Origin of the sequence: Oligoflexus sp. (assembly GCF_035712445.1) — a bacterium.
Lineage (GTDB): Bacteria > Bdellovibrionota_B > Oligoflexia > Oligoflexales > Oligoflexaceae > Oligoflexus.
Map to the genome: position 1 here is coordinate 78,155 of NZ_DASTAT010000014.1, position 24,799 is coordinate 102,953.

Genomic DNA, 24,799 nt, shown 5'->3' on the forward strand with positions numbered 1-24,799 from the left:
GTAGCTTGTGCGATGCATTTTGCAAAGCCTATACCTGGAAAAAACCAAGCAATTCAAATGGGTAAGGAGTGAAAGTCTGTCCAAGGCTTGAACAAGGGCAGAAGGATCGGGAAAACCTTGGACAGGCTTCCCCGGATCCACATCCTATCAATTCAGGCGTCGTGCAAGGTCCTTGAAGCGGGCCGACCACGCTTTCTCGTTATGCACGGCTCCCGGTATCACAGAAGCCTCATTCTGCTCTGAAGTAAAGCCCTGGTTTCTTAAGGCCTCTGAAACGGCCTTCATGTTGGCGATCAGAGTCTCGGGTTTGATGTCGCGAATGACTTCAGCGTCTCCGATGTCCTGATAGACAGAAAAAAGCGGAGCCGGGTTCAAGGAACGAATCCACTGCGGCATGCGCAGAGGATTGTGCAGCTGGTTTTGATAGCTTGGAGACAGAGCGAAAACGCGGGAAAAAGTTTCAGGATAAGTGAGACCCATGGCCAGGGCCATCTGTCCACCCATCGAGCTTCCCATGATCGCAGTTTGCTCGCGTTCCGGGCGTGTACGGAAGCGTTGATCCACAAAGGGCTTCAGTTCTTTCACGATGGCTTCGTTCAGGCTTTGGCCCAACGCAGATCCATCGGCGCAGTAAGGATGCGGATCGTCCGGGAAGACATTATACTCGCAGCCCCTGCGGTTCGAATTATCAACGGCCACCACGATCAGCCCGGGATGATTCTCTTCATAATAAAGTTCCTCAAGACTTTCATCGACTGTCCATTCCTGACCAAAGGCCGTGCTGCGACGATCGAAAAGATTCTGCGCATCGTACATGTAAAGGACGGAATATTTTTTATCCGAACGTGCATAATCCGGCGGCAGATAGATCCAGATCCTGCGCGTTCCCCAACCCTTTAGGGAAAAATCCAGCACCTCCACGCGTCCACTGCGCGTGCTGCCGGGCACTCCCTGGCTATCGGCCCAGCTGCCGACATGAAGGGCCTTGGTTCCCGATTCGCCCTTCAGCACGACTTCCCGATTGCGGATATCGCGCCCGTCCTCGTCACGCTCCACCGTCGCCCACGATCCACGGGTGATTTTAAAGGCCACGGGACCGGATACGGAAAGAGTCAGGGTCAGGACGCCATCCGCATCTTTTTGAAAGACGGCGTTGGGATCCGCGGGATTCCACTGATTGAAAGTTCCTGCGGCATGGATGCGATCGTGGAGCGGGGTGTTATCCGGGATGCGAGAGAGCTTCAGGGTCAGAGTTTGTGCGGCGTCCAGACGATCCGGGATGCCGAGGGCGAGGGCAGCAAGTATCAGTATGCAAAGACGAAGGGTGGATGGACCAGGCTTCATACGACCTCCTTTTTTTCCGAGGTCCACTTTACGATCTGATGCCTGGATTGCATCTCTTAATTATGACAGACCCACGCAGCGGTGGGCCTTGCATCAGAAGTTGAAACCGAGACGCAGAGTCAGAAGCGTTCCCATCGTGGTGCGGCTGATGCGGTCAGCGGCGCGTTTGTATTCGGGGTCGTTCTCTTCACTGCGCGTGAGGCTGAGGCTGCGATCCAGGGTTGTTTCCGTCGCGCCGAATTCCGATTGAGTCACGGTAAGAGGAGCAGCGAGGCCAATCCAGTCAACCGCCAGGTAAAGACCGTTGGAGAATGTCCAGCCATTACCGATCAAAACTTTGCCCTGCAGAGCCTGGCTTTTATAGTGGCCATCAAAAGTTGTCCCGTCGATATAATCCAGACCTTCGATCTTCATGTCCAGGGTTCGATAGCCGGCTCCGGCGCCTGCATAAAAGGAGTTCGAGAAGAAATAGCGGAGGGTCACCGAGGTTTCCGAAAGGCCGAAGTCCGCGCGGGAAATATAGGGGACGACGGTGGTATTGACTTCGCTCGCAATATCCGTGCGGCCCTGGACATAAGCGTAGTTCAATTGCAGATCCGGAGCCACCGGCATCACGAACTCAAGGCCGCTTACCGGAACGCCGCCGTGCACGCTGAGCTGTGTACCAAGCCCGAAACGCTGCGCATCCTGAGCCATGGCAGCCGACGAAAGAGCGATAAGCGAGACAAGAAGGGTACGAAACATGGGAGTGTCCTTTGCGAGAGTGATCGAGCGCTCCTATGACTCAATGGCCTTAACATTATTGCAGGGTCGTCCGCGCAAGGCGGGTTCAGCGCTGCGTGGACGCAATAGGGCTCAGTATTTGCAAGGGAAATTGGTATGAAGAAGGAGGTTGGATGTGACTCGTCATCATTCTTTTATGTTCGCGACTGGAATAGAAAACAGCAACCCGACGATAGGGGACCAGAGAATCCGCATAGATCAGATGGAAAAGTGCGGACACTATAAGAACTGGAAGCTGGATTTTGACCTGGTGGAGGATCTGGGCGTGACATGCCTGCGTTATGGCCCTCCCATCCATCGAACATGGCTGGGTGATGGGCGTTACGACTGGGAGTTTGCCGACATCGTCTACGCGGATCTGAAACGACGCAATATTGTGGTGATCACTGACCTTTGCCACTTTGGACTACCATCATGGCTAGGTGATTTTCAGAACCCGGAATTTCCTCAGCTTTTTGCTCGTTATGCGAAGGCCTTTGCTGAACGCTATCCCTGGGTGCAGCTCTATACACCCATCAATGAGATGTACATATGCGCCACTTTCTCGGCCTACAATGGCTGGTGGAATGAGCGCGGGACAACGGACTTCACCTTTGTCACCGCATTGAAGCATATCGTGAAGGCCAATGTTCTGGCCATGCATGCACTTCTCGAAGTGCGCCCTGATGCGATTTTCATTCAGAGCGAATCGTCGGAATACTATCACGCGGAAAGTCCGATGGCGATCAAGCATGCCGAAAGCATGAACGCCAAACGCTTTTTGAGTCTGGACCTGAACTATGGGCGGCGGGTGGATTCGGAGATGTACGAGTATCTCTTCGACAATGGCATGAGCAAGGAAGAATATCACTTCTTCCTGGATAATCACCTGAAGCAGCATTGTATCATGGGCAATGACTACTATATGACCAATGAACACCGGGTTCGTGACGATGGATCGGTTGTGCCTGCTGGTGAAGTCTTCGGTTATGACGAGATCACCGAGCAATACTACGAGCGCTATCTGCTTCCCGTCATGCATACGGAAACCAATCTCCAACAGGGTCCTTTGGGAACTGAAGCGGTCGACTGGCTCTGGAAGCAATGGGCGAACGTGCTTCAGATTCGCAACAAGGGAACACCGATCGTGGGCTTCACCTGGTATTCGCTGACCGACCAGGTTGATTGGGATACCGCGCTGCGGGAGGAGAATAATCGGGTGAATCCGCTCGGGCTTTATGATTTGAATCGAAAGGTTCGGCCCGTGGGCCAGGCTTATAAAAAATTGATCGAGGACTGGCGCAAGGTTTTGCCGACACAGAGTGTATGTCTCGTGGTGCCCGTAATTCCGCCCCAGGTTTATAGCGGCACCTGGGTTGTGCAGTATCTGCAGCGCAATGTTGCGGATCAGCCTGATATTACGAGCAGTCCTGCGAACACCAATTATTAGGTTGGGGTTCAAAGGCTGTCAAATAGGCTATTGGCACGCTTATTGAAATACAGCCCCCAGACGTGATGGACGTCGTCCGGTGGTCGACGTCACTCTTTAGAGAACAGGACAAGCACAATGAACCTTCAAAATAAGATCATCAAGAAAATATCGCCCCCGCTCTTCATCGCTCCTCTGTTTGATAGTCGTATGCTGAATGAATTTGAAAATCAGCACTCTTCTTATGAAGAGGAAACCCGCGCTGTGGATACGATCATCAGTCAGTATCTCGCCAGCCGGATCGTTGATTTCCAAAGGAATGACGAAGCGATTACCGTTTAGCTGCCGTTTGCCTCGGCCTTCGCCAACCCCTGGTGGTTGAGAAGAGGGCCGAACACCTCATCCTCCGTCCAAGCCCGACGCGCGAGCAAGGAGTGGACATGAATCAAAATCCTGGATCATCGGTGACCCTACACTGGTCGGATTGGAAGACCATCCTGAAAAAAGTGAAGAGCGAAGTCGAGAACGACCGCATCGGGCTCATTGCAGCTGCCGTTGCGTATTACGCACTTTTTTCGATCTTTCCGCTTCTGATCGCGACCGTATCCATTTACGGGATATTTGCTGATCCCCTTGATGTCGCAAAGCAGATTCAAACCATGGCTCAGTTCGTTCCGCGCGATGCCCTGCGGGTTATTGATCACGAGCTGATGTCCATCGTCCAGAATTCGTCGGGCAAACTCGGCTTCAGTGCAGCGGTGAGTATTCTGATCACCCTCTGGACAGCTTCCAAAGGCACCAAGGTTCTGATGGAAGCCATGAACATTGCGTATGGGGAGAAGGAGAAGCGCGGCTTTTTCCGCTTCAACTCCACAGCGCTGGTCCTGACGCTCGGAGCGGTTATCACCACAGTGCTGGCCGTCGGCTCCATTGCGGTGCTGCCGCCTCTTATGGATCTGATCGGCTTTGGCGGCTTTGCCAGCACGCTGATAAGGGTGCTGCGCTGGCCCGTGCTGCTGCTTCTTTTCATGTCGGGTCTTGCCATACTCTATCGCTTTGGTCCGTCGCGGCATCAGCTGCGCTGGCGTTGGATGACGATAGGGGGAGCTGTCACGACGTTTATGATACTGCTCGCGTCCGTGGGCTTTGCCTTCTATGTGGAAAAGTATGGCGCCTATAATAAGACCTACGGCAGCCTCGCGGGAGTTGTGGTGCTGCTGCTCTGGTTTTATCTGGTGTCCTATGCGGTCCTGCTCGGAGTGGAATTCAACGCCGAGATCGAGCATGCGCTCGCGCGGGATCGTCCCGCGTCCCCGGATAAGAAACGTCCCGGACTGATCCCATCGCAGGATCATGTTCCGGGTTGAGGCCTTCACTCAGCAGCAGGCTTGCGACCCAGCAGAAGGTCCACGGCCTGCTTCCCGCTCTGCACCGCGCCCTGCATATAACCCGACCAATCCGCACTGCAGTGTTCACCGGCGAAAATAAGGCGCCCGTTCAATTCTGTTTCCGCGAACGCTCCATAGATCGTGGTGTACTGCCCGGGCTTGCTGCAGGTGTAGGAGCCACGCGCCAGATCCTGGCTGGGCCAGTGCATCAGCATGCGATGGCCATCAAATGCGGCCTTGGTACCGGGAAAAAGGCGATCCAGGAAATCGAGCGACTGAACCTGTTGGGTGGGCGCGATCACAAGACCATCCTTTCCCCCAAGAAAGCAGGTGACAATCCCGCGGCTTCCTTCCTGGCCGCGACTCGTGTCCCAGAATTCCTGAGCCAGACGATCGGGCAGCACGGAGAAACCGCGCAGACCATCGGGCTTTTCCCAGCTGCGTTTTTGAAAGCCGAGCATGAGCTTGCTGTTCGTGCCGAAGCCCCAGTCACGAATGGCCTGACGCTTGACAGGGCTCAATTCCAAAGTTTTCATATCAAGTTCCTGCAGCAGGGGAGCGGGCATGGCCAAAATCAAACGTTTGGCATGCACCTCGACCGTTTTTCCGGAATGATCAAAGTGCAGTGTGAAGTGCGTGCCCTGATCGCGAACCGCCATGAGTTTGTGATCGTATTCAACGGGCACTGCGGATTGAATGGCTTTGAGCAGAGCCTTCGGCAGAGCTTCACTGCCACCCCGGATGCGCTTCGCTTCATCACTGGCGCCAAAGATTTTAAATCCTTCTTTGGTGTCGGGCTCGATCAGAATAATCAGATTCAAAGCCGACTGCTGATCGGCATCAAGTCCATATTCCCCGACATAGGCGTTGCTGATGAGATCCAAAAGCCAGCCGTCGATGCGAGCCTCGGTCAGATATTCGACCAGGGTCATGCGATCCAGGGCCTTCACCAAAGGCGAAAGGGCCAGATCCGAATGATAGGTGGGAACTTCCACTTCACCATCCACCATAAGGGCCTTGCTATCTTTCAGCAGTTTTTGCGCAAGCGGTTTGAAGGCGGCGATCACCTGCTTTTCCGTGCGGACTTTATTCTGGCTGAAAAAGATTTCCTGCATTGGAAATTTTTCATCGCTCATGAGGTCATCAACTGCCAAACCCAATTCCTGACAGAGTTTGATAATGTCCTCGTGCTCCGTGTCCACGAATTCGCCACCCAGTTCGCAGAACATGCCGGCGTCGTTGAACTTCTGCGCTGTGAACATGCGGCCACCGACCCGTCCCGATCCTTCATAAATTACGCTGCCGACACCCTCTTTGGCCAGATAGTAGGCTGCTGTGAGTCCCGCCGTGCCTCCTCCCACAATCACGACATCACGGGTCGGAGCTGGGGATTGCAGCGCGGAACCCGGAGTCTGGCAGGCCATGGCAGCCGGAACGCCTAGACCGGCAAGACCGGCCTGCGTGAGGAAGCGGCGGCGTGTAACCGCTTCCCGGCCCCATTCCAGAGCTTCACTGACATCCTGATCCCGCAGCTGACGCCTCTCTTGAAACATGGCAACGTTAAGCAGACGTGAGAGACGCTTCATAAGCCGGGTGCGCGACATCGTGAATCCTCATCCTGGGGTGATGAGTCACAGGCGTTGACTCAGACCTGAGGCACGCTCTGGACATTTTTTTTTCATGATAGCATGGTGATGATGGGGCGCCAGTTTAAAAAAGGAGCAGGGGCATCCGCCTCGTGGGCTTGAGGCGGGGCAGAGTTTTCAGGGGCATGGATCAGAGCATCACGCGGGAGCCAGGCTCGGAAACCTGTTCGAGGACATGACCTGCGACCTGCACGTTGGTATACTGCGAAAGATCCCCGAGGGACACGATGCCCACGAGTTCCTGATCGCGATTCAAAACGAGCAGACGGCGGATCTGCCGATCCTCCATAAGCTTCACGGCTTCCGATACATCCTGATCCTCGAAAAGATAGATAACATCTTCCGTCATCACATCGCTGACCATGGTCTGCTCGGGATGCATGCCTTTGGCCACGGCGCGAACCACGATATCGCGATCGGTGAGCATGCCAAGGACTTTTTTTCCATCACAGATCGGCAAGGATCCAGTGTCAAAAACTCGCATTTTTTCCGCAGCTTCCTGCAGGGGTGTGAAAGGCGATATCACTTCAAGATTCGCAGTCATGATGTCTCTGAGAAGCATGGGTAACTCCTAGAATGTCTTGAATGCCCGTACGGACAGTTGTTGAGAGAACATGCGGATCTGTATCCACGCTCCTGCGGGGGTGCAAATCCTGTACCGACGAGCCTGAGACTGCGAGGGACGAAGGCAGCTGCGGATTATGAGGCGCGGGAACTCAGGAAATCATACGAATTTCTGGCAAGATCATCCGGCTACGGCAGGCCCAAGCATAATGATCATGCACCGCCTCGGCACCATGGATGGCTTCCAGATGCATCAGGCCAAAATGATAGCGAGCGGCACGCGTAAAATACTGACAGAATCCCGCGTTCAAAGCTGCGGAACCGACCGCGCTCAGCACGGGAATGCCTTTGGATAAGGCCCCGCGCAGAAGCGTGCGTTCCAAGGCAGGGACGAAGAGACTCGCGAATTTCACGAGCGCGGGCAGCGTGCCTTTTTCCAAAGTCAGAAGAACTTCTTTCAGAGAATGCGTGCTGATAAAACTCGCCAGCTCGCGAATCAGACCATGATAGGCGAGGCGCGCGCTGATATAGGCGGCATCCATCTCATCATCGGCGCTGGTTCGGGGCGAACCCAGAGTGAACACATAGAGGCACTGCAGCTGAATATCGGGCTGCCTCAGATCATGGCCCCATTCCTGGGCCATGCTGGAGATGCTGCGAAGAATAAGGCTGGTCGTCAGGGGCAGCTCGATGAGCATGGCCCCTGTTCCCAGTGCGCCGCCGATGGCTCCTGTTGTGGTGACAGCCGCAGTATGCCGCCAGGCGATGCGGCGCGTGAGTTCATGCGCAGCGTCCCAGGACAGCGTCTGGGGCGGCTGGTTGGGAAGAGTTTTGATCGCCGCCTGCAGCGCGGATTTCAGGGCGTGATTCAGCGCCTGTTTCACCAGCTGCTGCAAAGGCTCAGGCAGATAATCCTGAAGCTTGTCCAGGGGCTTGCCGAGCCGATCCGTGGCCTTGACCAGAGCCGATGGCTTTTCAAGGAACTGAGCCGCTTCCTCGATGAAGTGCCGCTGCTGAGCTGTTAAAACGTTTGCCATAATATCCCCCTTGAACCCATCATACTGATCCATCCATCTTTTTGCAAAGCATGCACAGAACTGCAGCACCTGCACGAAAGTGGGGATATTTTGGGCGAATTCGCACTTTTCACACAGTCTTCACGATAAATTGATTTGGAATTTTTAACAAGCTGATGGGATATCCTGTGTCATCAGGTCAGAATCTCAGGGGAATGGATGCTGGTCCCGCTACTCGCCGCTCCAGAAAGGTGAAACGGAGCCCTGGGACTGGGTGACGGGCGCAGTCCAGGGGCAGCTGCTCGTTCCACCCTTGCCCACGAGGATCAGCTGCGCCGCCGCCTGTCCGCTGCGAGCGATTCGTATCAGAAGGAATAGGATAGCGAGACGAGCGTATTCTCGGAAAGTATGCGCAGGCTCAGATGGGAACCCCCTCCGTGACGAGTGGTGGAAGCCTGGCCGTTATGCAGCTGAATGAAATCACGGACATCGCTTTCACCCGGAGCCAGGGCCACATTCACCAGGAAACCGGCCGCGATACCGCCCAAACCATAGAGCATGAGGCGCCCTCCGGTCTCATGAACGCTCTTCAAGCGCGGATCAGTCGGCTCTTCATCCTCCCGTAAAAGTGAACCCACCAGAAGACTGCCAAGACCCAGCCCAAAAGGGACCATGGAGGCACGGAATGCAAAGGCATCCTGTCTTTCCAGTTCCTCCAGGCGCTGGCTCAGACGTTCATAATCGCCTGAACCGGATGCGACCTCGCGATCCATATATTCGCGAAGGCCTCGAATGCTCGGAGCATACTGTCCTGTGCCCGACATGATGGTCTGGTCCACAGCATTATATTCCAAAGGAGTGAGCGCGGCTTTTTTCTCGCGCGGGATCTGATCCCTGGCTTCCAAGGCCGTGGACAGAAAGGTCAGAACGAGGGCTGCATAGGGAAGGATTTTCATATTAATGTCCTTGAGCTGAAGGCAATGCGCGTACGAATTTTTCAAAATTCTGACCCAGGGCTTTCTCCAGGCTCGGAAATTCTGGGTAGTCGCGTTCATCCCCGCCGCCGACACGATCATGGATGGCTTCACTGGTGGAGCGCACCAGACCCGAGAAAACGAGATGACGGGCGGCAGGGTCGTAAATAAAGTAGCGGACGCTGACGTCCCGCGAACTGATAAAGCTGTATTTGGTATCGACGCGCTGGCCTTTTTGATCCTTGATATCCTCTTCTTTCACATTCTGATGAGTGGACGCCTCTTCCACATCGGCGATCAAAAACCACGAGGAAACCAGAGCGGATTTTTGCATAAAGGTGTAGCCATCGGCTGGCAATTCCTGCTGTCCGGCAAAGCGCTTAAGGATATCGCGCAGATTCTTTTCTTCGGTGGCATTCAGGCGAGGGGTGTTGACCTGCAATTCAGGACGCACGCGCTGGAATTCTTTTTGCAGAAGGCGCAGAGCGTCCTGCGGGGATTCCAGATTGCTGACGTTAAGGATAAAGGGCTTGCCGGCAATGGTCTGGCTGGTGAATTCACGGCTCATGTCCAGCTCATCAAAACGATGAAAGACCGAGACGGGCGTGCTCGTCGTTGTGCACGCTGAATTCAGGAGAAGGATCAGGGCCCAGGAATATAATCGACGCATGACAATCATCCATCCACGGTTAAAAATCGGTCGACCCGAGGAGGACCCGGGCCAACGGAAGGATGAACTTTCTTCCGAAATATTTCAAAAAATTTATCCCATCATAATGACAAGGAATTATAGCGAAAGTCAGCGCCTGAACCGGCGCTTAATGCGTCACAGTGATGGGAAGGGCAAGGCTGATCAACGCTGGCCGCGAACCTCACGGCAGGTGCTCAGCAGCTGGTTGCTGTCCATGCTGCCGTCGATGAGCCCAGCCGACTGCAAAGACCCGATGAAATCCACGGCGATCGCACAGTGAACCCGCGTCGAGGGATGGACGCGATCCCAGAACGCATAGCGGTCGGGGTCAGCGCATTTTACTTTGGCGTCACCACCCGATCCGATCTGAAAGCCACCGATGTAGCAGGCGTCCTCGGTGTTATCAAGGTCAAGAAAACTCCTGTTCTGCATGATCCTTTCCACAAGGCTATCGGGTTGGGAGCTGACGATTTGCGCAGAAGGATAGGCCAGTCGCAGCTCGCTCAGATTTTTTTGCAGACGATCATTAAATTCCACCGAGGCCTTGGACAGAGTCGCATCGTCGGGCCGGGTGACGCCCGGCACATTCTTCGGCAGGCGGCTCAGATCAAACATGCCGGGAACAAAAAGGAGTTTGGCGCCCGCCTTCAAAAGTTTTTCCGCGCTCGTCTTCATGTTGGCCGCTATCTGTTCGGGGTTGATGGTGCCGCCGAAGAAATCATTGGGGCCGCCCCAAACGATGAAAAGAACGCCATCCGTTTTGAAATCACGTGAGCGGATATGGTCATCGACGCTGCTATCTATGGATTTTGGGAAGGTGACCTTGCCCAGGATCGGAATCTGCTGCCGCAGAAGACTGTTATCGTTCACTGTCGTGGCCGCGCCGGTCGCAAGGTTAAGCCGTGGGCTCTGAAGGCCTTCGCCCAGGTATTCGGACCATAAGGGACCATTGCTGAAACGACCTTTATAATAGGTTCGATTCGGAACGATACCGAGCGTGGTCCGGTAAAGCCAGTATTCGTCGCTTAGACTGTCCCCGAAAATCACGATTCTTGAAAATTTTTCCTGCTGATTTTGCAGGGCCGCTTTCAGAACAGTGCTGTCATAGCGCAGATCGCGGGCAGCGTTGGTTTCCGAAGGATTTTGTTCGATGGTTTTGCAGGCGAGGGCAAAGCCCAGGGATAAAATCGAAAGAGCGCCGACGAGTTTCAACATGAATGCTTCCTTTCACCGGTTTCGGCTTCATAAAGAACGGCATCTTTTCGGTCAGGACCCTATGCAAATTAAAAGCGTCGGCTAAGTCGCCCAAGCCGCTCGGCAAGGGGCGAATTTTGCACAACTTAATTTTGCATTAGCCGGATTAATTCATTCGGACGATCAGGTCTGATAAACCCCCGTATGTCCAAGGATTTGTCGCTGGAAAACCGTAAGGTACCGGCGCGTTGGCGAGTCAAAAAGTGGGGAAAAGCAGCCTTGACCTCGGCCCCCCATTCAGCGGACATATGCAGAAACGTAAAGAGGGGGACCTATGAAACGCAGCGTCTGGCTTTTGCTCCTTGGCTTCACCACGCAGTCCTGGGCCCAAAGCCCTGTGAAAAACCTGATCATCGTCGTCGGTGATGGGATGGGCTATGAACAGATCAAAGCCACGGGCATGTATTTCAACGGCCGGGAAGGCTCGCTGAACTTTGAATCGTTTCCACACAAAGGGGATATGAGCACGGCCTCCGCTTCGGACAAGGTCACCGATTCAGCTGCTGCCGCAACGGCCATGGCAACCGGCGTGAAGACGATCAATGGTTACGTGGGACGTGACGCCCGTGCCCGTGATGTGCCCAATATCACCGAGATCGCCAAGCTCTCCGGGAAAAGCACGGGGCTTCTGACCAGCGTGGCCGTGTCCCATGCAACGCCGGCCGGATTCGGTGCACATGAGGATTTCCGTGAAAAGAAAAACGGAATCGTCGATAGCCTTCTGAGTGACACCCGCCCCAATCTTCTGTGGGGCGCGGCCACGGAAATCAACCCCGAATGGTGCCAATACAAGGGCTATTCCGTTCTGAATAATCTCAGCGATCTGGAGAATCTTTCCGGCAATCTCGACAATCGGCGCATTGCCGGACTTTTCGCCAGCAGTGAACTCGCCTGGGAATTCGAGCCTCAGGGTCAGGCCCCGCGCCTTCATGAAATGACCCGCAAGGCCCTGCAGATGCTGAGCACGGATGCTGATGGATTTTTTCTGATGGTGGAAGGCGGCAAGATAGATTGGGCTTCGCATCATGCGGATCTTTATAAGACCGTTTATGAAGTCCAGGGTCTGGCTCAGAGCGTGGCGGAGATTCTGAAGTGGATGGAAGGACGAAACGATACGCTTCTGATCGTCACGGCGGATCATGAGACCGGCGGTTTGAAAGTAGGCGCCAATCGTGGGGCCAGAAATCTGCCGGATCATCAGTGGACGATGCCGAAGTCCGGGGACGGAACGCTGACCCATAGTGGAGTCAACGTTCCTGTGTATGCGACCGGGCAGGGCGCCGAGGCCTTTGCCCGCAGTCTGGATAACACCGAAATTTTTCAGCTCAGCGTCAAGGCCTTGGGCTTGGAGCCCATCCACAAGGTCCTGAGCCAGAATCTTTGAATCAGGGGTTCAGTTCCGGCAGCCGCCCGGCGACGGGCAGCGAAGCATCATACTGAAAGTCGAAGCGCCCTGTGACCTTCACCGGCAAAAGGCGAGGCAGTTTGGTCACGGGGAAATCATAGTCAGGAAGAATGTCGAGGTTGCCGACGCCGATCGCAGGGTTCGCGCAGACCTCGCCGCCGCACCAGGGATACTTGATTTCAAAGTAACCGATGTAGGGTTTCAGCTTCGCAGCTGAATCGCAGAGATAGCGGGGTTTCAGCACATAGGACCCGGGCTTGTCGCCGATATTCACGGGAAAAGGCGCGGCATAGGCGCAGACGAGGGAACTGAACTCGCTCTGCACGACGGCGACCGCCGCATAGAACGTGCCGCCGCGTTCCATGATCAAAGCCTGCTTATTATAAAGCGTCGTTTCAAAATCGGGATGGGCCGAGAGACGCTCGAACATCTGCTGTCTCCAGTCGGCGGCCGGAGCCCTGGAAAAACCGCTGGTCGATACGAAAAGGGCAACGCTGGCCAGTGCGAGACGCCATGTCTTCATCTTGGACTCCTGATATTCATAGTGGATAAATTTGTACATTGAAACGAACCAGGGTATCCGGATGCTCATGATCGAGCTCCGCATGATAGGTTCGGAAATCCTGCTTTATTTTTTTGATGAATTCACGATAAACGCTGCGTTTGACCGTCAGGATCGAGCTGTGAAAGATCACATCGTCCCGCTTTTCCTGCAGCAGCGGCAAACGGTTGATGCCTTCGGTGAAGCTCTTCTTCAGATAATCAGCCTCCTGAGCCGCGCTGTACTGGGCGCTCAGAAAGGAAAAATCCTTTTCCGGATTCACCGCCAGTCGATGGTCCTGGTCGACGATCAGATTCTTTGCCAAAAGGAAATGGATGGAACGCTCCAGAGTCGCAGCCGGCAGCATGTCGAGCACCTTCATGAGTTCGCGCTGACTGGCTTTTTTCCCGGGGAAAAGGAAGAGGCTCAGATAGACGAGGGACAGCGCATAGACATCGAAGCTGTCGTCCACCGTCAGAGTCATGGAGCGGAAATTGCGTTCCAGGATAACGAGTTCGTTCTGAAGTTCCTCGCGGATGCCGGGTGACTTAGCGTATTCGGTTTCCAGAAGCAGCTTTTTTTCCAGATACGAGGCTTCGAAGGCCTCCAGATCCAGCGTGGCCACCAAAGGCCGCACATAGCGGGCGCTGAGTTTTTTCCGACCTTTGAAAACATCGGTAAGATAAGCGCGCGAGCTGAGTCCCACCCGCCTCGTGAGGTGGTTTTTGGTGAAGGCGCTGTTTTCCATTTTTTTCATCACAATGAGCTTTTCCAATGCTGGAATGCCTGGATGTGAGAGGAGTATGGAATGAACGATGGATTGCATAGACACCGAAAGGAGTGGGTCCGCGAGAAGATTCCGCACCTTTAGTAGGCTAAGAAGGGCCTTAAGTCAATGCAATGCTATACGAATAGATCAGCCTGAAGAGTATGTAGGTCAAGCTGTCCCTGCCTTTGAGGTCAGGGACAACCAAACCTTTTGGCTTATCTTAGGATCACGAATTTTTTCGCCAGATACGAGGCCAAGGACTGGGTGCGGCCCGTGGCTGGGTTAAACAGGGGGTTGCCGCCTGCGTACACAGTGCCGAGGGCGTCGCAATAAATGTTAAATCCTTTGGTGGCCAGGTAGTCGACTTTCGAGATGCGTCGGCCGGTCGTCTCGTCAAACAGTGGAGTGCCGCCGATATAAACCGTGCCGAGGGCATCGCAATACTGATTCACGCCGCGGGCCCAGCGTTTGCGGGCCAGGTAGTCCTGCAGCTCGGTGAATTCGCCGGTGGCTTCGTTGAACAATGGGCTGCCGCCCGCATACATGCGATCAGCAGGTTCGCAGTAGATGTTCAGTTGCTTGGCAGCGAGGTAATCCTGCAGCTCGGTGAATTCGCCAGTGGCTTCGTTGAACAGTGGGCTGCCGCCCGCATACATGGTTTCAAGCGGCTCGCAGTAAATGTTAAGGCCGACCCCGCTTTTGGGAGCGCGGCTGCTTTGAGCAGAAGCGATGGAAGCGAAGAGCGCAAGGCCTAATGTGATGAGAGACTTTTTCATGGGATTCCCTTTCCTTCTGTGTGTTCTTCAGACGAGTCTCTTCTCGCATAAGCCTTCTGTGAGTGACAGCACTCTGCGCGGCTGAGCTGAAGTTTGTGTACTCTTTCCGGGTACAGGCATGATAGGCCGAAAAGGCTTGGTTGGATTTCGCCTTTAACTGGCGGAAAACTCTGAAAAAAAATTCATACCGGAAAAAATCTCAAGTCTTACGTCGCGGTTATCCGAAAGCTTTCCTATGGCCCCAGGGTGGTCCCATTGCGCGAGGAAACGGTCGTGTTTTTAAATCGAATCAGCACAAAACTGGCGATCGTGGGTTTTTCATTCACCTTGCCGATCGCCACGATGCTTTCGTTGATCAGTACAGCCAAGCAGAAGGATATTGATTTCGCTGTTCAGGAAACCCTTGGGAATAGCTATCAAAAGCCACTGGAACGCATCATGGATGACCTGAGCCGCCATCGCGTGGCGGTGGTCAGGATGAAGGCCGGTCACGCGGAATCAGCAGTCCAGCTCCAGGGCATTCGTCAGGTCCTTGAGTCTCATCTGCAGGAGCTTATAACTGTTGATGCCCAAATCGGAAAGGATCTGCAGTTCACAGCTGATGGATTGGGCAAAAGGAATCGCGAAGCTTTCACAGCGGAGCGGCTGAGGCTTGGACTCAGGTCACTTATAGACAAGGATCCTGCGACTCTTACGCCGCAGGATTACGCGAGCCTTTTTCAGCATATTCGAACCATGATCACGCATGCCGGCGACACATCCAATCTGATCCTCGATCCGGACCTGGATTCCTATTATCTGATGGACGTGAGTCTTCTCGCTTTGCCACAGATCCAGGATCGTATGCAGGAGATCGCTGTCTTCGTGGAGGAGATTCACGCGCGCGCTGTGATCACGGATAAGGAGCGCATTCAGGCCAGCGTCTATGCTGCCTTCCTGAAGGAAGCCGATCGGGATCGCATCGTCCTCAGTTCCCAGACGGCTCTGAATGAAGATCCGAACTTTTACGGAACGAACAGTTCCATGCAGAAAACCCTGCCGCTCGGTCTTCAGCTTGTCTCGCAGAGCGTCACGCCCATCATCGAGCATCTGCAGGAATTGGGTCAGGTGAAAAAGACCGGGGATTTTGATCTTGCGCGTTTTCGCAGTGCGGTGGACCTCGCTGGCCCAGTCCTTCGATCAGATGACGGATAACGTCGCCCGACTGAACAGCGAGATTGCCCGGAAGAACGCCGATCTTCAGGGTGTGAACCAGAATCTGGAAAAGATTGTGGCCGAGCGCACGGTGACCATCAATACCATACTCGATAACGTGAAGTTTGGTTTCCTCCTCCTGGGTCGCGATCTTCGTCTGCGTGAAGGTTTCAGCAAGAGCTGCCTCGATCTTCTGGGGGATAATCTGCGAGCCGGCCTGCCTTTTCGCGAGCTCTTCCACCTGCAGGACCATCGGAATGTCGCGCTTTATGAAGCCTTCATTGAACAGGCCTTCGAGGACTTCCTGCCGGAAGAGATGACTCTGCGGCAGATTCCCAGTCGCCTCCACATCAGTGAGCGGATGCTTCATGTGCAGGTGACGACCGTCCGCAGTGGGCATGAGGTTTCGAGTCTCCTCTTTACCATCGCTGACGCGACCAGTCTGGAAAAAGTCGAGCGTGAGAACACGCGTCACAAGACTTTGGTCAGGCTTTTACGGGAGATCGAGGCTTTCCGCAATTTCCTGGACGAGACGAAGGCCCGTCTTAACCTGACCAGGAAATTTGTCCGCGCCGGCGAGCACAGCAAAGTCCGGGCCGAGATGCATACCATCAAAGGGAACGCTGCGGCCTTCGACCTTATGGATATAGCCACCCTTATCCATAACATCGAGGATCTGCCGGATATCGGCCTGGATTCCATAGACATCAAGGAATTCGAACTCTTCCTGCAGGAAAACTACGAGATCCTTCAGATCAATTTCTCGGGCGACAGCACGGATAGCACCCTGGTCATCGAGCAAAGGCAGCTCGACGACATCGTTCTGCGCATCGGCGAGAGCAGCAGCAGCGAGGAGATGCGTTCCCGCGTGAACGACTGGGTCGCGGACATGCGCTATAAGCAGGCCCGGGTGCTCATCGGCGCCCTTCCCGAATACGGCGAGCGTCTCGCCTCACGCCTGGAAAAATCCGTCGAGATCAAAATCGAAGGCACCGACACCCGCATGGATCCCGAGGTCATGCGTCCCGTGATGCATTCGCTGATCCACCTCGTCCGCAACGCCATCGACCATGGCCTTGAATCACCAGACGAGCGTGAATCCATCCATAAACCCATCCGCGGCTCGATCGTCATCAACTGCCGCGCGGATACCGACGCCTGGCACATCACATTCGCCGATGACGGCCGCGGCGTCAATCTCACCAAAGTCATTCAAAAAGCCCTAAAAAATGGGCATATCGACGAAAGCAGCCTCGGCACCATGTCCCGGGAGCAAAGGCTCGGCCTCATCTTCCTCAGCGGCATGTCCACCTCGGAGAACGTCACCGATATCTCAGGCCGCGGCGTCGGCATGCACGCCGTCCAGCAGGCCGTGGAAAATGCCGGCGGCAGTCTCACGATTTCCAGCGAGGAAGGTCGGGGTACCTTGATCGCGCTGCGGATACCCAAAGCCCGCGCGGCGCTGCGAAAGGCGGGATGAGCATTGGGCGTCTACCAGAGGTTAAGTCTCAGCACCGGCATTAGACTCTTATCTAGTTTCTCCGAACGGTCCAAAACAGTATGCGCGACCCTTTGGTGCACCCAGCTGCCGGCACAGCTCATGCGTTTGCAGGCTGAAGCGCACACTGCAAAATCATCCACTAAAATTCATAGAGAATACCGGAAAAGTCAGTACCTATGGCTGCTGAAGAAATTCTTGCAATTCATAAATTAGAGAAACTTTTCTCCTATTGATTTGCAGGCTGCCACGCTTCCCTCTAATGTTCGCTCCATCACACCTGAAAAACTCATGGAATCCATAGGAGTTCTTATGCGTATACTGCACAGCTGCTATCTTTCCCTGATTTTCACCATCCCTCTCATGGCGGATGCTCCTGGGCGTCTCCCTGGCTTTAACGTGCCCGCGCCTGATCCCGGCGTCCTGGAAATCCAAACGCCGATACTCGGCGAGGTGAAGGCGGGCAAGGAAGCTATCCTTTGCACGTACCTGGAAGGTGAGCTTGCCGACGATCTCTACATCGAAAGTTACGGTGCCTTTCAATCATCAGTTGGGGCTCACCATGCCGTGCTTTACACAGTGAAGAAGCATCGCGCTCCAGGAACCTACGAGTGTGGCAGCATTGAAGAAAGCATGCAGGAAGAAACCACCTTTCTCGCAGGAACTGGCGGTGATTCACCAACCGGTCCGGGCACCAAGGTGAATCTTCCTGCCGGTGTCCTCTTCCGCGCCGCCAAAGGCCAGCAAATCATGATTCAAACCCACTGGCTGAACTATACGAATCAGCCCCTCCGTGGTCAGGCTGTGTTCCATATCCAAAGCAGAAAGCCCGAACCCTCTGATAAAATCGCGGACTTCTTCTTTGTAAGCACATCGAAGCTGTACCTTAATCCCGAGGACAAGCATCGCGAGGCTCAAGGGCGCTGTACAATGCGCGAGGATTTGACCTTTTTCATGACGGCCGGGCACATGCATGAGTATGGCAAGCACGTTAAAGTAACTCTAAAGAGAAAAGAAGGCGAGACCATGACTCTCATCGATCATGCATGGAATCCTCATTTCACCGCCGTCCCTCCCGCCTATCTCGAGCAGATTCAGGTGCGAAAAGGCGATGAGCTGATCGTGGACTGCACATATAAAGACAAGATTGATAAGCCGCTCAGCTATCCCACAGAAATGTGCGGGGCGATTGGATTTTTCTATCCAGCGCGCAAAACCATGGTCTGCTTCGACGATCAAATGCAGTAGTCCGCTCCATTCCGTTCCCTAGCTGCGGGGCAGGTATAAAACCAAGCGGAAGGGGAGAAAGTCTCTATCCATCAAGGATTGCTCCAATGCTTCGGGTATGGTCAGCTCATCAGGAAAGCCGGTCCTCTTGAGCTGGACCATATCCAGGAGCTGCTGACCGCGCCCCAGCTTTTCCTCATCAGGCCTGGGAACTCCCAGTATGTGCAAGAGGCGTTGTCGCATGCCGTAATCTGCTGTTCAACTCCTGCCCTGGACATCTGTGTCAGGGTTTTCCTCTTGTAAAATCTTCTGCAGAATACCCAAACCCTTTTTCATTTCCCGTTCATCATGAGCTGCATACCCCAAGCGGAGATGCCTGGCTTCGTGGCGGCGATCGGCCGTTAAATAAAGATGCTCGCCTGATAAAAGCAGCCCCTGCTGTCTGGCCTTTTCTACAATTTTTCCAGGATGACAGCCAATATCCAGCCAAAGGTTCATTCCGCCAAGCGGCGCGATAAACGCACAGTGATCACGAAAAAAGGCCTGCGCTGTGAGACGCTCTATTAGATGATCCCGCCTCTCGCGATAGATTCGTCTGAGGCGTCGCAGATGCCGCTCAAATCCACCATCCTGTATCCAAAGGGCTACAGCTCGCGACGCCAGCGTTTCGTTCACCCGCGATGTAAAAGCCTTCATTTGAATAAACCAGGGCAGTGTAGCCGCAGGAACAGCCATAAACCCAAGCCGTGCGCCGGGAAAAATTAACTTCGATAAGGTGGAAACATAAATCACCAACTGCTCCGGATCCTGGGCGGCCATCGGCAGCGGAGGAAAGGAATCAAAGTGCACATCGTGATCGTAATCATCTTCGAGCAAAGGCACGCGATGAACGCGGAGTAGACTCATAATACGCGCCCGGCGAGCCGGTGTCAGGGTCACAGTCGTTGGATACTGATGCATGGGCGTAAGGTAAAGCAGATCAATCCGCTTTTCCTGAAGACGGCGTTCCAAATCCTCAGGCACTATGCCTTCCCCATCCAAACGAATTGGCACCAGCTCGGCCCCAAAATGTCGGAAACATTGCCAGGCGGGTTGATAGCCTTTTTCCTCGACGGCCACCGCGCAACCGGGCTTGAGGAGAAGACTTGCGGCTATAAAAATGGCTTCCTGCGATCCTTGGGTTAGTATCAGTTCATGCGCAGTCAACTGCCTCTGCTGGCGGACCAGATCGCTCAGGACACTTAAAAGCAAGGGATCGCCCTGCGCCCCATGATAATCAAGATGCGAGGTGAGCTGCCGCAATGCTCTTGAAAAACATGATTTGAGTTCCTGCACCGGAAAGAGTCTCAGGTCCGGCACACTGCTTTGAAGATTAAAGGGAAACGCTGCAACCTGAGGTTCCTCGGCCCGCCCCAATCGAGAGCTTTCCGCACCGCTTTGCTTTAGTTTTTCCCAGATCAATCCCGGTCCCGTGGCTCGCAAAAGACCTGGCTGGCCTGTGAAGTCCTGCGGGAAATCATTCGCCACGAAATAGCCGATGCGTTCTTCCGCACGAATCCAGCCTTCAGCCAGGAGCTCTTCATAAGCCGCTCGAACGGTATGCCGGTTCACCTGAAGCTGATCTGCGAGCTCACGGGCCGATGGCAGCTGTTCACCCGCGCGCAGAATGCCTCTTTGAATCGCCCGCTGAACGGCCGAAGCCACCTGACGATAAATCGGGCCTGCGTCCTGATTGACGAATATTGATAATAAATTCATATAGTTAACCTGGTATAATAGAAAAACGAAAACTGGTACTCCTCACTATACCAGGAGCAAGGCAAAGTGAGAATAAAGGAGGACAGAAACATGCAACTCTATCCCATCTATCAACCCCAGTCGCCATCCATGGTCCAGCAGTTTCTGCGGCAACGCCCTTATTGTCTTCTGATAACATCCGAGCATACGGGTCCCCCTGAAACCGGCTTTTTTAACCCCTTGGTCGAGGACCAGAATATTTACTTACATCTGCATCGGCAGGATCCCCAGCTGAAGCAGCTCCAGCAAAATCCGCAGGCCACTTTGGTCTTCACGGATTTTCATGGCTATGTTCCCTCGTATGCGAAGCACCCCGAGGATGCGAGCTTCGCCACGATGTTCTACCGCTTTGTTCAGATCAGGGCCAGTGCACGGGTTATCGAAGCGGAGCATGAAGCTGCAGCTATCCTGGATTCGATGATGAAACGCTATCAGCCGGAGGGCGGTTATCTTCCGATCCAGGCTAACCTCGATTTCTATGGACCCTCGCTGAAGATGATCACCGTGCTTCATTTCACGATCGAATCGCTGACGAGCAAATGGAAACTGGGCCAGAATCGGAATCCTCAGGAGCAGCTTCACGCTCATAGTTTCATGAACACCATGCATGTCTAGATAAAGTTCCGCACGCAGGCTGAAACCCCGTGACGCTCTCTCAATTCTATGCGAGGATCGGCCTCATAAGGAGGCCGGTCATGCAGATTGAAACCCCACGACTGATCCTACGTCCCTGGAGCCTCGCGGATGCGCCGCACTATGTAACGATGTCCAAGGATATCGGCTATAACTGCTTTGCAAGTCCTGGTGTTTATCTGGCCCGTGACGCTAACGACCTCAACGCTAAAATTCAAAAACGTATGGATACCTTCGACAGGCATGGCATCAGTAAGTTTCCAATCTTTCGCAAGCAGGATGGAGTTTTTATAGGAACCTGCGGCGCCGATTTTTTTGAATTCGAGTCCAGGCCCGAGATGGAGATGGGTTATCGCTTGCTGCTGGCGCATTGGGGTCAAGGTTACGCAAGTGAGGCGGCGCTGGCCATGCGTGACTACCTCTTTCACAAGGTCGGTGCGCATTCCCTCTATGGGTTTGCCGTGAAACAAAACAGCGCCTCGATCCGTGTTTTGGAAAAAATTGGCTTCCGTTATCGGCAGGTGATTGATTACGAAGGCATGGAACATCAGCTCTTTGAAGGCCGACCTGCCCTCTGACTGAAAGTGTCGTGAGTTATAAGAGCCAAGGTCTAGTAGTTGCGCTGGGAAACCCATCTCAGCTAAGGATTGGTACCTCTGGTCAGACTCGTATCGTTTACCCTTGCATTCAAGGGAATTAAGACATATTGTGAAAATTCGATATTTAGTATCGAATTTTCATGAAAAATGGTAATACCTTGAAACGAAAAGAATATTTGAACACCATTGAGAGATCATGGACTGTTTTTCCGATTGTAGCCCTTATAGGAGCCAGGCAGGTTGGCAAAACGACAATGGCTCGTCAATATGCCTCAGAGCGTTATGGTGGCGCCATTCCTCTGACTCACTATTTTGATCTTGAAGATCCGATAGCTTTGGCGAGGTTGGCGAACCCTCGCTTGGCTTTGGAATCTCTCGATGGCTTAATTATCATTGACGAGATTCAGCGTATGCCGGAGCTGTTTCCCGTCCTGCGTGTTCTGGCTGACAATCAACCAAATGTCCGACAATTTCTCATTCTAGGAAGCGCATCCCTTGATTTGATAAAGGGCGCTTCTGAATCGCTAGCTGGACGCATCCGCTATATTGATGTTCACCCTTTCGATTCACGGGAGGTTGGAGCCTCTGAGTTGGAGAAGTTATGGGTACGAGGTGGTTATCCCCGGTCGTTCCTTGCTGATTCCGATGCTGATAGTACGTTGTGGAGAGAATCCTACGTCCGTACTTTTCTAGAACGCGATATTCCACAGCTTGGATTTAACATCGCTGCTTCGGCCATGCGACGCTTTTGGATGATGCTCAGCCATGTCCATGGGCAGGTTTTGAACCATTCCGATCTTGCCAGATCATTGGATATCTCGGATGCGACAGTGCGACGGTATCTTGATATTCTTGAAGGTACGTTCATGGTTAGGCGGCTTCAACCCTGGCACGCAAATATCTCGAAACGTCAGGTTAAAGCCCCCAAAGTTTATTTTCGAGATTCGGGGATCCTGCATCATTTGTGGGGTGTTTCGTCTTTAGGCGAGCTGCAGATCAACCCAAAGATGGGGGCGTCGTGGGAAGGATTTGCGATGGAGGAACTCCTGCGACAACTGTCATTGAGACCTGAAGAAATATTCTTTTGGGCAGTCCATCAGCAAGCGGAATTGGATCTTCTCACGTTTCAAAATGGACGGCCTGTCGGTTATGAAATTAAATTTACTGAGAGTCCAAAGTTGACTAAATCTATGCTTGCCGCCAAGGAAACCTTGGGACTTGAGAAGCTTTATGTTGTTTATCCTGGAACCCTTTCTTTTCCACTAGCAGATGATGTTGAAGCTATTCCACTGGTGAAAGTCAGAGCTGAATGAGGTTATTTTTTGATACCAATCTATTGACCTATGTCGCGTTCTTCGAAGGATTTCTTATAGAAGGGCAGAGGGAAATTGAAGCCGAATTGTTATTCTGGGAACGTCATTAGGGCAGACAAATCGATGAAAAAATGTTCCTGGAAATTGATGCTCTACGAAAATTGTACGCACTAGATCGTGTAGCCCATTTCACCTTTCTATTTTCAGATCTGGCCCTGGACGAAATTTCCAGAATTAAAAGCATCATAAAGCAAAACACGCACTCATCACTGCTGGATCGCTTGATTGAGCATCGCCATGATGTTTACTTGGAGGAAGGGAGAAACGGTATCGCCGTGGATCGAGATAGATGCTTCGCAACATTTAGTAGCATGCTACCTGAAAAGATGCACAATGATGGACGGCAGTATGCTGAATCCGTGGTAGTGGAAGCTGACTACTTCTTGACGAATGATGAGAAATTTTTACGTCGCTTGCCTGGTATTAGCTCAGTAATCGCTTGTCGTCCGAGTAAGCTTGCATTCTTAAACCGAAATTAGGTCGATCAATATTGTGCGAGATGCGGAACGCAGCGAGCTAACCACACTTAAAACACAAACAAAAAAAGCGCCTGTTCAAGCGCTTTTTTTGGTACCTCAGGTCAGACTCGAACTGACACGTCCTTGCGGACACAGGATTTTGAATCCAGCGTGTCTACCATTTCGCTATATGTCCAAAATACGCAATAGATTAGGTGCCATACCCTGCAGAAAGGGTGGTAACTGATAGCTTCAAAATGTGAGTGATGCTTTTTTTGACCTAGTAACTGGCCAGTTAAAGGGGGTATCGGAAATTGGTTTCCAGTCCGCCTGGATTTGTTTGAAGTCAGGTCCTGATCGCGATGCCTCCGCTCATCTTGATTTTCTCCGCAACGATCGTTATCAAAATAAGATCACATCCCCTCCTCACCCAATAAATATCACCAGCAAAACCCCCCTCGTAAATCATGACAAAGACACTCACGAGGCCAACGACAAAGGCCTGCGCGGAATAAACTTCAATGATGCAAGCGTATTAAGAAGAATTTCAAGTCAAACAAAAATTGATTTCCGATAGATGAAATAGAAATCAGTAACACGGTTTGTCGATATTCTAAAAATAAAGGAGGTGAAAAATGCAGACTTAGAATCAATCTGTTCCCGATCGACCCTAACGTAAACCTTGAATATTAACTAAGGAGAAAAAAATGTTAATTTTGACAATCCTACGCTTCAAGCAGTCTATCTTTCGCGAAGCCTCATCCTTCAAAGACAAAGAGTCAGGAAAAGAAATTACTGTAGGTGCAACCTACATTGCGGATGTTGACTACGCTGATAGTCAATATTCAAAAATCGCTAAGAGCAAAATAAAAAAAATGTCTAGCAAGGAAGTCAATTGCGACTTCGAACCGCCCCAGAGCGGCGAATGGCTTTGCGAAGTCGAGGCCAAAGGTAAGGATGGTGATTTTAAAGTTATTCGTGTCATTGCCCAAGCTGACCTCAATACGTTGCTGGTCAAACCAGCAGCAGCGACCCCACCAACAAAAAAAGAGAGCAAAAATGAAAGCAAAACAGAGGCGGGGAGGGCATAAGCAATGAAAATGGATTCGCTGCAGCGAATCCTCTTTTCTTCAAAGAGCATGGCCGTTGTTCTAGTAATTTTGGGAATAGGGCTGTGCTTTTTGCTTTTAAGAGGCCAAACGCAAAGAAAGCTGAATAAAAGACTCACTGGTGCAAGCAATGCAGACGGCGATGAAACCCGCTGGCTTAAGACTCCGTGGGGCCTTTTCGTCAAACCCGTTATCGGTTATTACCGCAACGAGATGCTGGTCGACTTGCCAACAATCTCAGCCTATTTTTTAGCCGATGATCGTTATAACTTCATTCTTCCAGCTCCAAGGTGGTTGCGGGCTTTCAAATTTCGCTTCTGGCTAACTAAAACCCTTCAGCCAATACCAAGGC

The 24,799-nt window shown here is 52.9% G+C and carries 26 protein-coding genes; 13 read left to right on the forward strand and 13 right to left on the reverse strand.

What is annotated here, in order from left to right; translation table 11 throughout:
- Positions 1-147: 147 nt before the first annotated feature.
- Together VFO10_RS02425 and VFO10_RS02430 are read right to left on the reverse strand one after the other, a co-directional pair.
- Positions 148-1,344, reverse strand: a complete 1,197-nt coding sequence (locus VFO10_RS02425; protein ID WP_325137079.1) for an alpha/beta hydrolase — start codon at positions 1,342-1,344, stop codon at positions 148-150.
- A 93-nt stretch (positions 1,345-1,437) separates the two neighbouring features.
- The gene (locus VFO10_RS02430; protein ID WP_325137080.1) at positions 1,438-2,088 is read right to left on the reverse strand and encodes a hypothetical protein; all 651 of its coding nucleotides are present in this window, start codon (positions 2,086-2,088) and stop codon (positions 1,438-1,440) included.
- A gap of 175 nt (positions 2,089-2,263) precedes the next feature.
- Between VFO10_RS02430 and VFO10_RS02435 the strand changes: the two genes are divergently transcribed.
- The 3 genes from VFO10_RS02435 (at position 2,264) to VFO10_RS02445 (ending at position 4,902) form a co-directional block, all read left to right on the forward strand.
- The gene (locus tag VFO10_RS02435) at positions 2,264-3,556 is read left to right on the forward strand and encodes a family 1 glycosylhydrolase (protein WP_349259343.1); all 1,293 of its coding nucleotides are present in this window, start codon (positions 2,264-2,266) and stop codon (positions 3,554-3,556) included.
- Positions 3,557-3,673: 117 nt separating this feature from the next.
- The gene (locus VFO10_RS02440) at positions 3,674-3,877 is read left to right on the forward strand and encodes a hypothetical protein (protein WP_325137082.1); all 204 of its coding nucleotides are present in this window, start codon (positions 3,674-3,676) and stop codon (positions 3,875-3,877) included.
- Positions 3,878-3,975: 98 nt separating this feature from the next.
- The gene (locus tag VFO10_RS02445) at positions 3,976-4,902 is read left to right on the forward strand and encodes a YihY/virulence factor BrkB family protein (RefSeq protein WP_325137083.1); all 927 of its coding nucleotides are present in this window, start codon (positions 3,976-3,978) and stop codon (positions 4,900-4,902) included.
- A gap of 5 nt (positions 4,903-4,907) precedes the next feature.
- On the opposite strand, the gene VFO10_RS02450 is transcribed toward VFO10_RS02445, so the two are convergent.
- From VFO10_RS02450 to VFO10_RS02475, 6 genes are all read right to left on the reverse strand, one after another.
- On the reverse strand, positions 4,908-6,527 hold the full coding sequence (locus VFO10_RS02450; protein WP_325137084.1) for a flavin monoamine oxidase family protein: 1,620 nt from the start codon (positions 6,525-6,527) through the stop codon (positions 4,908-4,910).
- 172 nt (positions 6,528-6,699) lie between these two features.
- A complete protein-coding gene (locus VFO10_RS02455) occupies positions 6,700-7,131 on the reverse strand; it encodes a CBS domain-containing protein (RefSeq protein ID WP_325137085.1) in 432 nt (143 codons plus the stop codon).
- Between the two features lie 154 nt (positions 7,132-7,285).
- The gene (locus VFO10_RS02460; RefSeq protein ID WP_325137086.1) at positions 7,286-8,170 is read right to left on the reverse strand and encodes an EcsC family protein; all 885 of its coding nucleotides are present in this window, start codon (positions 8,168-8,170) and stop codon (positions 7,286-7,288) included.
- A 344-nt stretch (positions 8,171-8,514) separates the two neighbouring features.
- Positions 8,515-9,105, reverse strand: a complete 591-nt coding sequence (locus tag VFO10_RS02465) for a hypothetical protein (RefSeq protein WP_325137087.1) — start codon at positions 9,103-9,105, stop codon at positions 8,515-8,517.
- A gap of 1 nt (position 9,106) precedes the next feature.
- The gene (locus tag VFO10_RS02470) at positions 9,107-9,793 is read right to left on the reverse strand and encodes a hypothetical protein (protein ID WP_325137088.1); all 687 of its coding nucleotides are present in this window, start codon (positions 9,791-9,793) and stop codon (positions 9,107-9,109) included.
- A gap of 183 nt (positions 9,794-9,976) precedes the next feature.
- Complete coding sequence (locus VFO10_RS02475) at positions 9,977-11,029, reverse strand: SGNH/GDSL hydrolase family protein (protein WP_325137089.1); 1,053 nt, start codon at positions 11,027-11,029, stop codon at positions 9,977-9,979.
- Positions 11,030-11,342: 313 nt separating this feature from the next.
- Here VFO10_RS02475 and VFO10_RS02480 point away from each other — a divergent pair, with 313 nt between their 5' ends.
- Entirely contained in the window at positions 11,343-12,452 is a 1,110-nt protein-coding gene (locus tag VFO10_RS02480; protein WP_325137090.1) for an alkaline phosphatase, read from the forward strand.
- Position 12,453: 1 nt separating this feature from the next.
- Here VFO10_RS02480 and VFO10_RS02485 read toward each other — a convergent pair whose 3' ends face one another.
- The 3 genes from VFO10_RS02485 to VFO10_RS02495 all read right to left on the reverse strand — a co-directional run bounded on the left by VFO10_RS02485 (position 12,454) and on the right by VFO10_RS02495 (position 14,559).
- Positions 12,454-12,996: a hypothetical protein gene (locus VFO10_RS02485; RefSeq protein ID WP_325137091.1), complete on the reverse strand. Its 543-nt coding sequence runs from the start codon at positions 12,994-12,996 to the stop codon at positions 12,454-12,456.
- Positions 12,997-13,012: 16 nt separating this feature from the next.
- Positions 13,013-13,771: a TIGR02147 family protein gene (locus VFO10_RS02490; RefSeq protein WP_325137105.1), complete on the reverse strand. Its 759-nt coding sequence runs from the start codon at positions 13,769-13,771 to the stop codon at positions 13,013-13,015.
- Positions 13,772-13,998: 227 nt separating this feature from the next.
- A complete protein-coding gene (locus VFO10_RS02495; RefSeq protein WP_325137092.1) occupies positions 13,999-14,559 on the reverse strand; it encodes a hypothetical protein in 561 nt (186 codons plus the stop codon).
- A 273-nt stretch (positions 14,560-14,832) separates the two neighbouring features.
- On the opposite strand from VFO10_RS02495, the gene VFO10_RS02500 reads away from it, so the two are divergent.
- The 3 genes from VFO10_RS02500 to VFO10_RS02510 all read left to right on the forward strand — a co-directional run bounded on the left by VFO10_RS02500 (position 14,833) and on the right by VFO10_RS02510 (position 18,499).
- Positions 14,833-15,753 carry a hypothetical protein gene (locus VFO10_RS02500; RefSeq protein ID WP_325137093.1) on the forward strand — a complete coding sequence of 307 codons (921 nt, stop codon included), beginning with the start codon at positions 14,833-14,835 and terminating at the stop codon, positions 15,751-15,753.
- Positions 15,692-17,233 (forward strand): ATP-binding protein, encoded by a 1,542-nt coding sequence (locus tag VFO10_RS02505; protein ID WP_325137094.1) that lies wholly within the window; start codon positions 15,692-15,694, stop codon positions 17,231-17,233. The genes VFO10_RS02500 and VFO10_RS02505 overlap by 62 nt, the downstream gene beginning before the upstream one ends.
- A gap of 330 nt (positions 17,234-17,563) precedes the next feature.
- Entirely contained in the window at positions 17,564-18,499 is a 936-nt protein-coding gene (locus VFO10_RS02510; protein WP_325137095.1) for a hypothetical protein, read from the forward strand.
- An 18-nt stretch (positions 18,500-18,517) separates the two neighbouring features.
- On the opposite strand, the gene VFO10_RS02515 is transcribed toward VFO10_RS02510, so the two are convergent.
- A complete protein-coding gene (locus VFO10_RS02515) occupies positions 18,518-18,721 on the reverse strand; it encodes a hypothetical protein (RefSeq protein WP_325137096.1) in 204 nt (67 codons plus the stop codon).
- A gap of 15 nt (positions 18,722-18,736) precedes the next feature.
- Positions 18,737-20,236 (reverse strand): PLP-dependent aminotransferase family protein, encoded by a 1,500-nt coding sequence (locus VFO10_RS02520; protein ID WP_325137097.1) that lies wholly within the window; start codon positions 20,234-20,236, stop codon positions 18,737-18,739.
- 90 nt (positions 20,237-20,326) lie between these two features.
- On the opposite strand from VFO10_RS02520, the gene VFO10_RS02525 reads away from it, so the two are divergent.
- From VFO10_RS02525 to VFO10_RS02550, 6 genes are all read left to right on the forward strand, one after another.
- Positions 20,327-20,890 (forward strand): FMN-binding negative transcriptional regulator, encoded by a 564-nt coding sequence (locus VFO10_RS02525; RefSeq protein WP_325137098.1) that lies wholly within the window; start codon positions 20,327-20,329, stop codon positions 20,888-20,890.
- Positions 20,891-20,970: 80 nt separating this feature from the next.
- The gene (locus VFO10_RS02530) at positions 20,971-21,486 is read left to right on the forward strand and encodes a GNAT family N-acetyltransferase (protein WP_325137099.1); all 516 of its coding nucleotides are present in this window, start codon (positions 20,971-20,973) and stop codon (positions 21,484-21,486) included.
- A gap of 179 nt (positions 21,487-21,665) precedes the next feature.
- A complete protein-coding gene (locus VFO10_RS02535) occupies positions 21,666-22,820 on the forward strand; it encodes an ATP-binding protein (RefSeq protein ID WP_349259344.1) in 1,155 nt (384 codons plus the stop codon).
- 131 nt (positions 22,821-22,951) lie between these two features.
- A complete protein-coding gene (locus VFO10_RS02540) occupies positions 22,952-23,359 on the forward strand; it encodes a hypothetical protein (RefSeq protein ID WP_325137101.1) in 408 nt (135 codons plus the stop codon).
- A 686-nt stretch (positions 23,360-24,045) separates the two neighbouring features.
- Positions 24,046-24,429 carry a hypothetical protein gene (locus tag VFO10_RS02545; RefSeq protein ID WP_325137102.1) on the forward strand — a complete coding sequence of 128 codons (384 nt, stop codon included), beginning with the start codon at positions 24,046-24,048 and terminating at the stop codon, positions 24,427-24,429.
- A gap of 3 nt (positions 24,430-24,432) precedes the next feature.
- A partial coding sequence (locus VFO10_RS02550) for a hypothetical protein (protein ID WP_325137103.1) occupies positions 24,433-24,799 on the forward strand: 367 nt, incomplete at its 3' end.

Excerpts from the sequence above, each read along its gene's own strand:
- VFO10_RS02475 (WP_325137089.1), bottom strand. The coding sequence starts at position 11,029 with ATGTTGAAACTCGTCGGCGCTCTTTCGATTTTATCCCTGGGCTTTGCC.
- VFO10_RS02525 (WP_325137098.1), top strand. The coding sequence starts at position 20,327 with ATGCAACTCTATCCCATCTATCAACCCCAGTCGCCATCCATGGTCCAG.
- VFO10_RS02540 (WP_325137101.1), top strand. The coding sequence starts at position 22,952 with ATGTTCCTGGAAATTGATGCTCTACGAAAATTGTACGCACTAGATCGT.
- VFO10_RS02545 (WP_325137102.1), top strand. The coding sequence starts at position 24,046 with ATGTTAATTTTGACAATCCTACGCTTCAAGCAGTCTATCTTTCGCGAA.
- VFO10_RS02440 (WP_325137082.1), top strand. The coding sequence starts at position 3,674 with ATGAACCTTCAAAATAAGATCATCAAGAAAATATCGCCCCCGCTCTTC.
- VFO10_RS02520 (WP_325137097.1), bottom strand. The coding sequence starts at position 20,236 with ATGAATTTATTATCAATATTCGTCAATCAGGACGCAGGCCCGATTTAT.
- VFO10_RS02495 (WP_325137092.1), bottom strand. The coding sequence starts at position 14,559 with ATGAAAAAGTCTCTCATCACATTAGGCCTTGCGCTCTTCGCTTCCATC.
- VFO10_RS02450 (WP_325137084.1), bottom strand. The coding sequence starts at position 6,527 with ATGTCGCGCACCCGGCTTATGAAGCGTCTCTCACGTCTGCTTAACGTT.
- VFO10_RS02445 (WP_325137083.1), top strand. The coding sequence starts at position 3,976 with ATGAATCAAAATCCTGGATCATCGGTGACCCTACACTGGTCGGATTGG.
- VFO10_RS02455 (WP_325137085.1), bottom strand. The coding sequence starts at position 7,131 with ATGCTTCTCAGAGACATCATGACTGCGAATCTTGAAGTGATATCGCCT.
- VFO10_RS02480 (WP_325137090.1), top strand. The coding sequence starts at position 11,343 with ATGAAACGCAGCGTCTGGCTTTTGCTCCTTGGCTTCACCACGCAGTCC.
- VFO10_RS02425 (WP_325137079.1), bottom strand. The coding sequence starts at position 1,344 with ATGAAGCCTGGTCCATCCACCCTTCGTCTTTGCATACTGATACTTGCT.
- VFO10_RS02485 (WP_325137091.1), bottom strand. The coding sequence starts at position 12,996 with ATGAAGACATGGCGTCTCGCACTGGCCAGCGTTGCCCTTTTCGTATCG.
- VFO10_RS02515 (WP_325137096.1), bottom strand. The coding sequence starts at position 18,721 with ATGCGACAACGCCTCTTGCACATACTGGGAGTTCCCAGGCCTGATGAG.
- VFO10_RS02470 (WP_325137088.1), bottom strand. The coding sequence starts at position 9,793 with ATGCGTCGATTATATTCCTGGGCCCTGATCCTTCTCCTGAATTCAGCG.
- VFO10_RS02435 (WP_349259343.1), top strand. The coding sequence starts at position 2,264 with ATGTTCGCGACTGGAATAGAAAACAGCAACCCGACGATAGGGGACCAG.
- VFO10_RS02510 (WP_325137095.1), top strand. The coding sequence starts at position 17,564 with ATGCGTATACTGCACAGCTGCTATCTTTCCCTGATTTTCACCATCCCT.
- VFO10_RS02460 (WP_325137086.1), bottom strand. The coding sequence starts at position 8,170 with ATGGCAAACGTTTTAACAGCTCAGCAGCGGCACTTCATCGAGGAAGCG.
- VFO10_RS02430 (WP_325137080.1), bottom strand. The coding sequence starts at position 2,088 with ATGTTTCGTACCCTTCTTGTCTCGCTTATCGCTCTTTCGTCGGCTGCC.
- VFO10_RS02530 (WP_325137099.1), top strand. The coding sequence starts at position 20,971 with ATGCAGATTGAAACCCCACGACTGATCCTACGTCCCTGGAGCCTCGCG.
- VFO10_RS02465 (WP_325137087.1), bottom strand. The coding sequence starts at position 9,105 with ATGAAAATCCTTCCCTATGCAGCCCTCGTTCTGACCTTTCTGTCCACG.
- VFO10_RS02490 (WP_325137105.1), bottom strand. The coding sequence starts at position 13,771 with ATGAAAAAAATGGAAAACAGCGCCTTCACCAAAAACCACCTCACGAGG.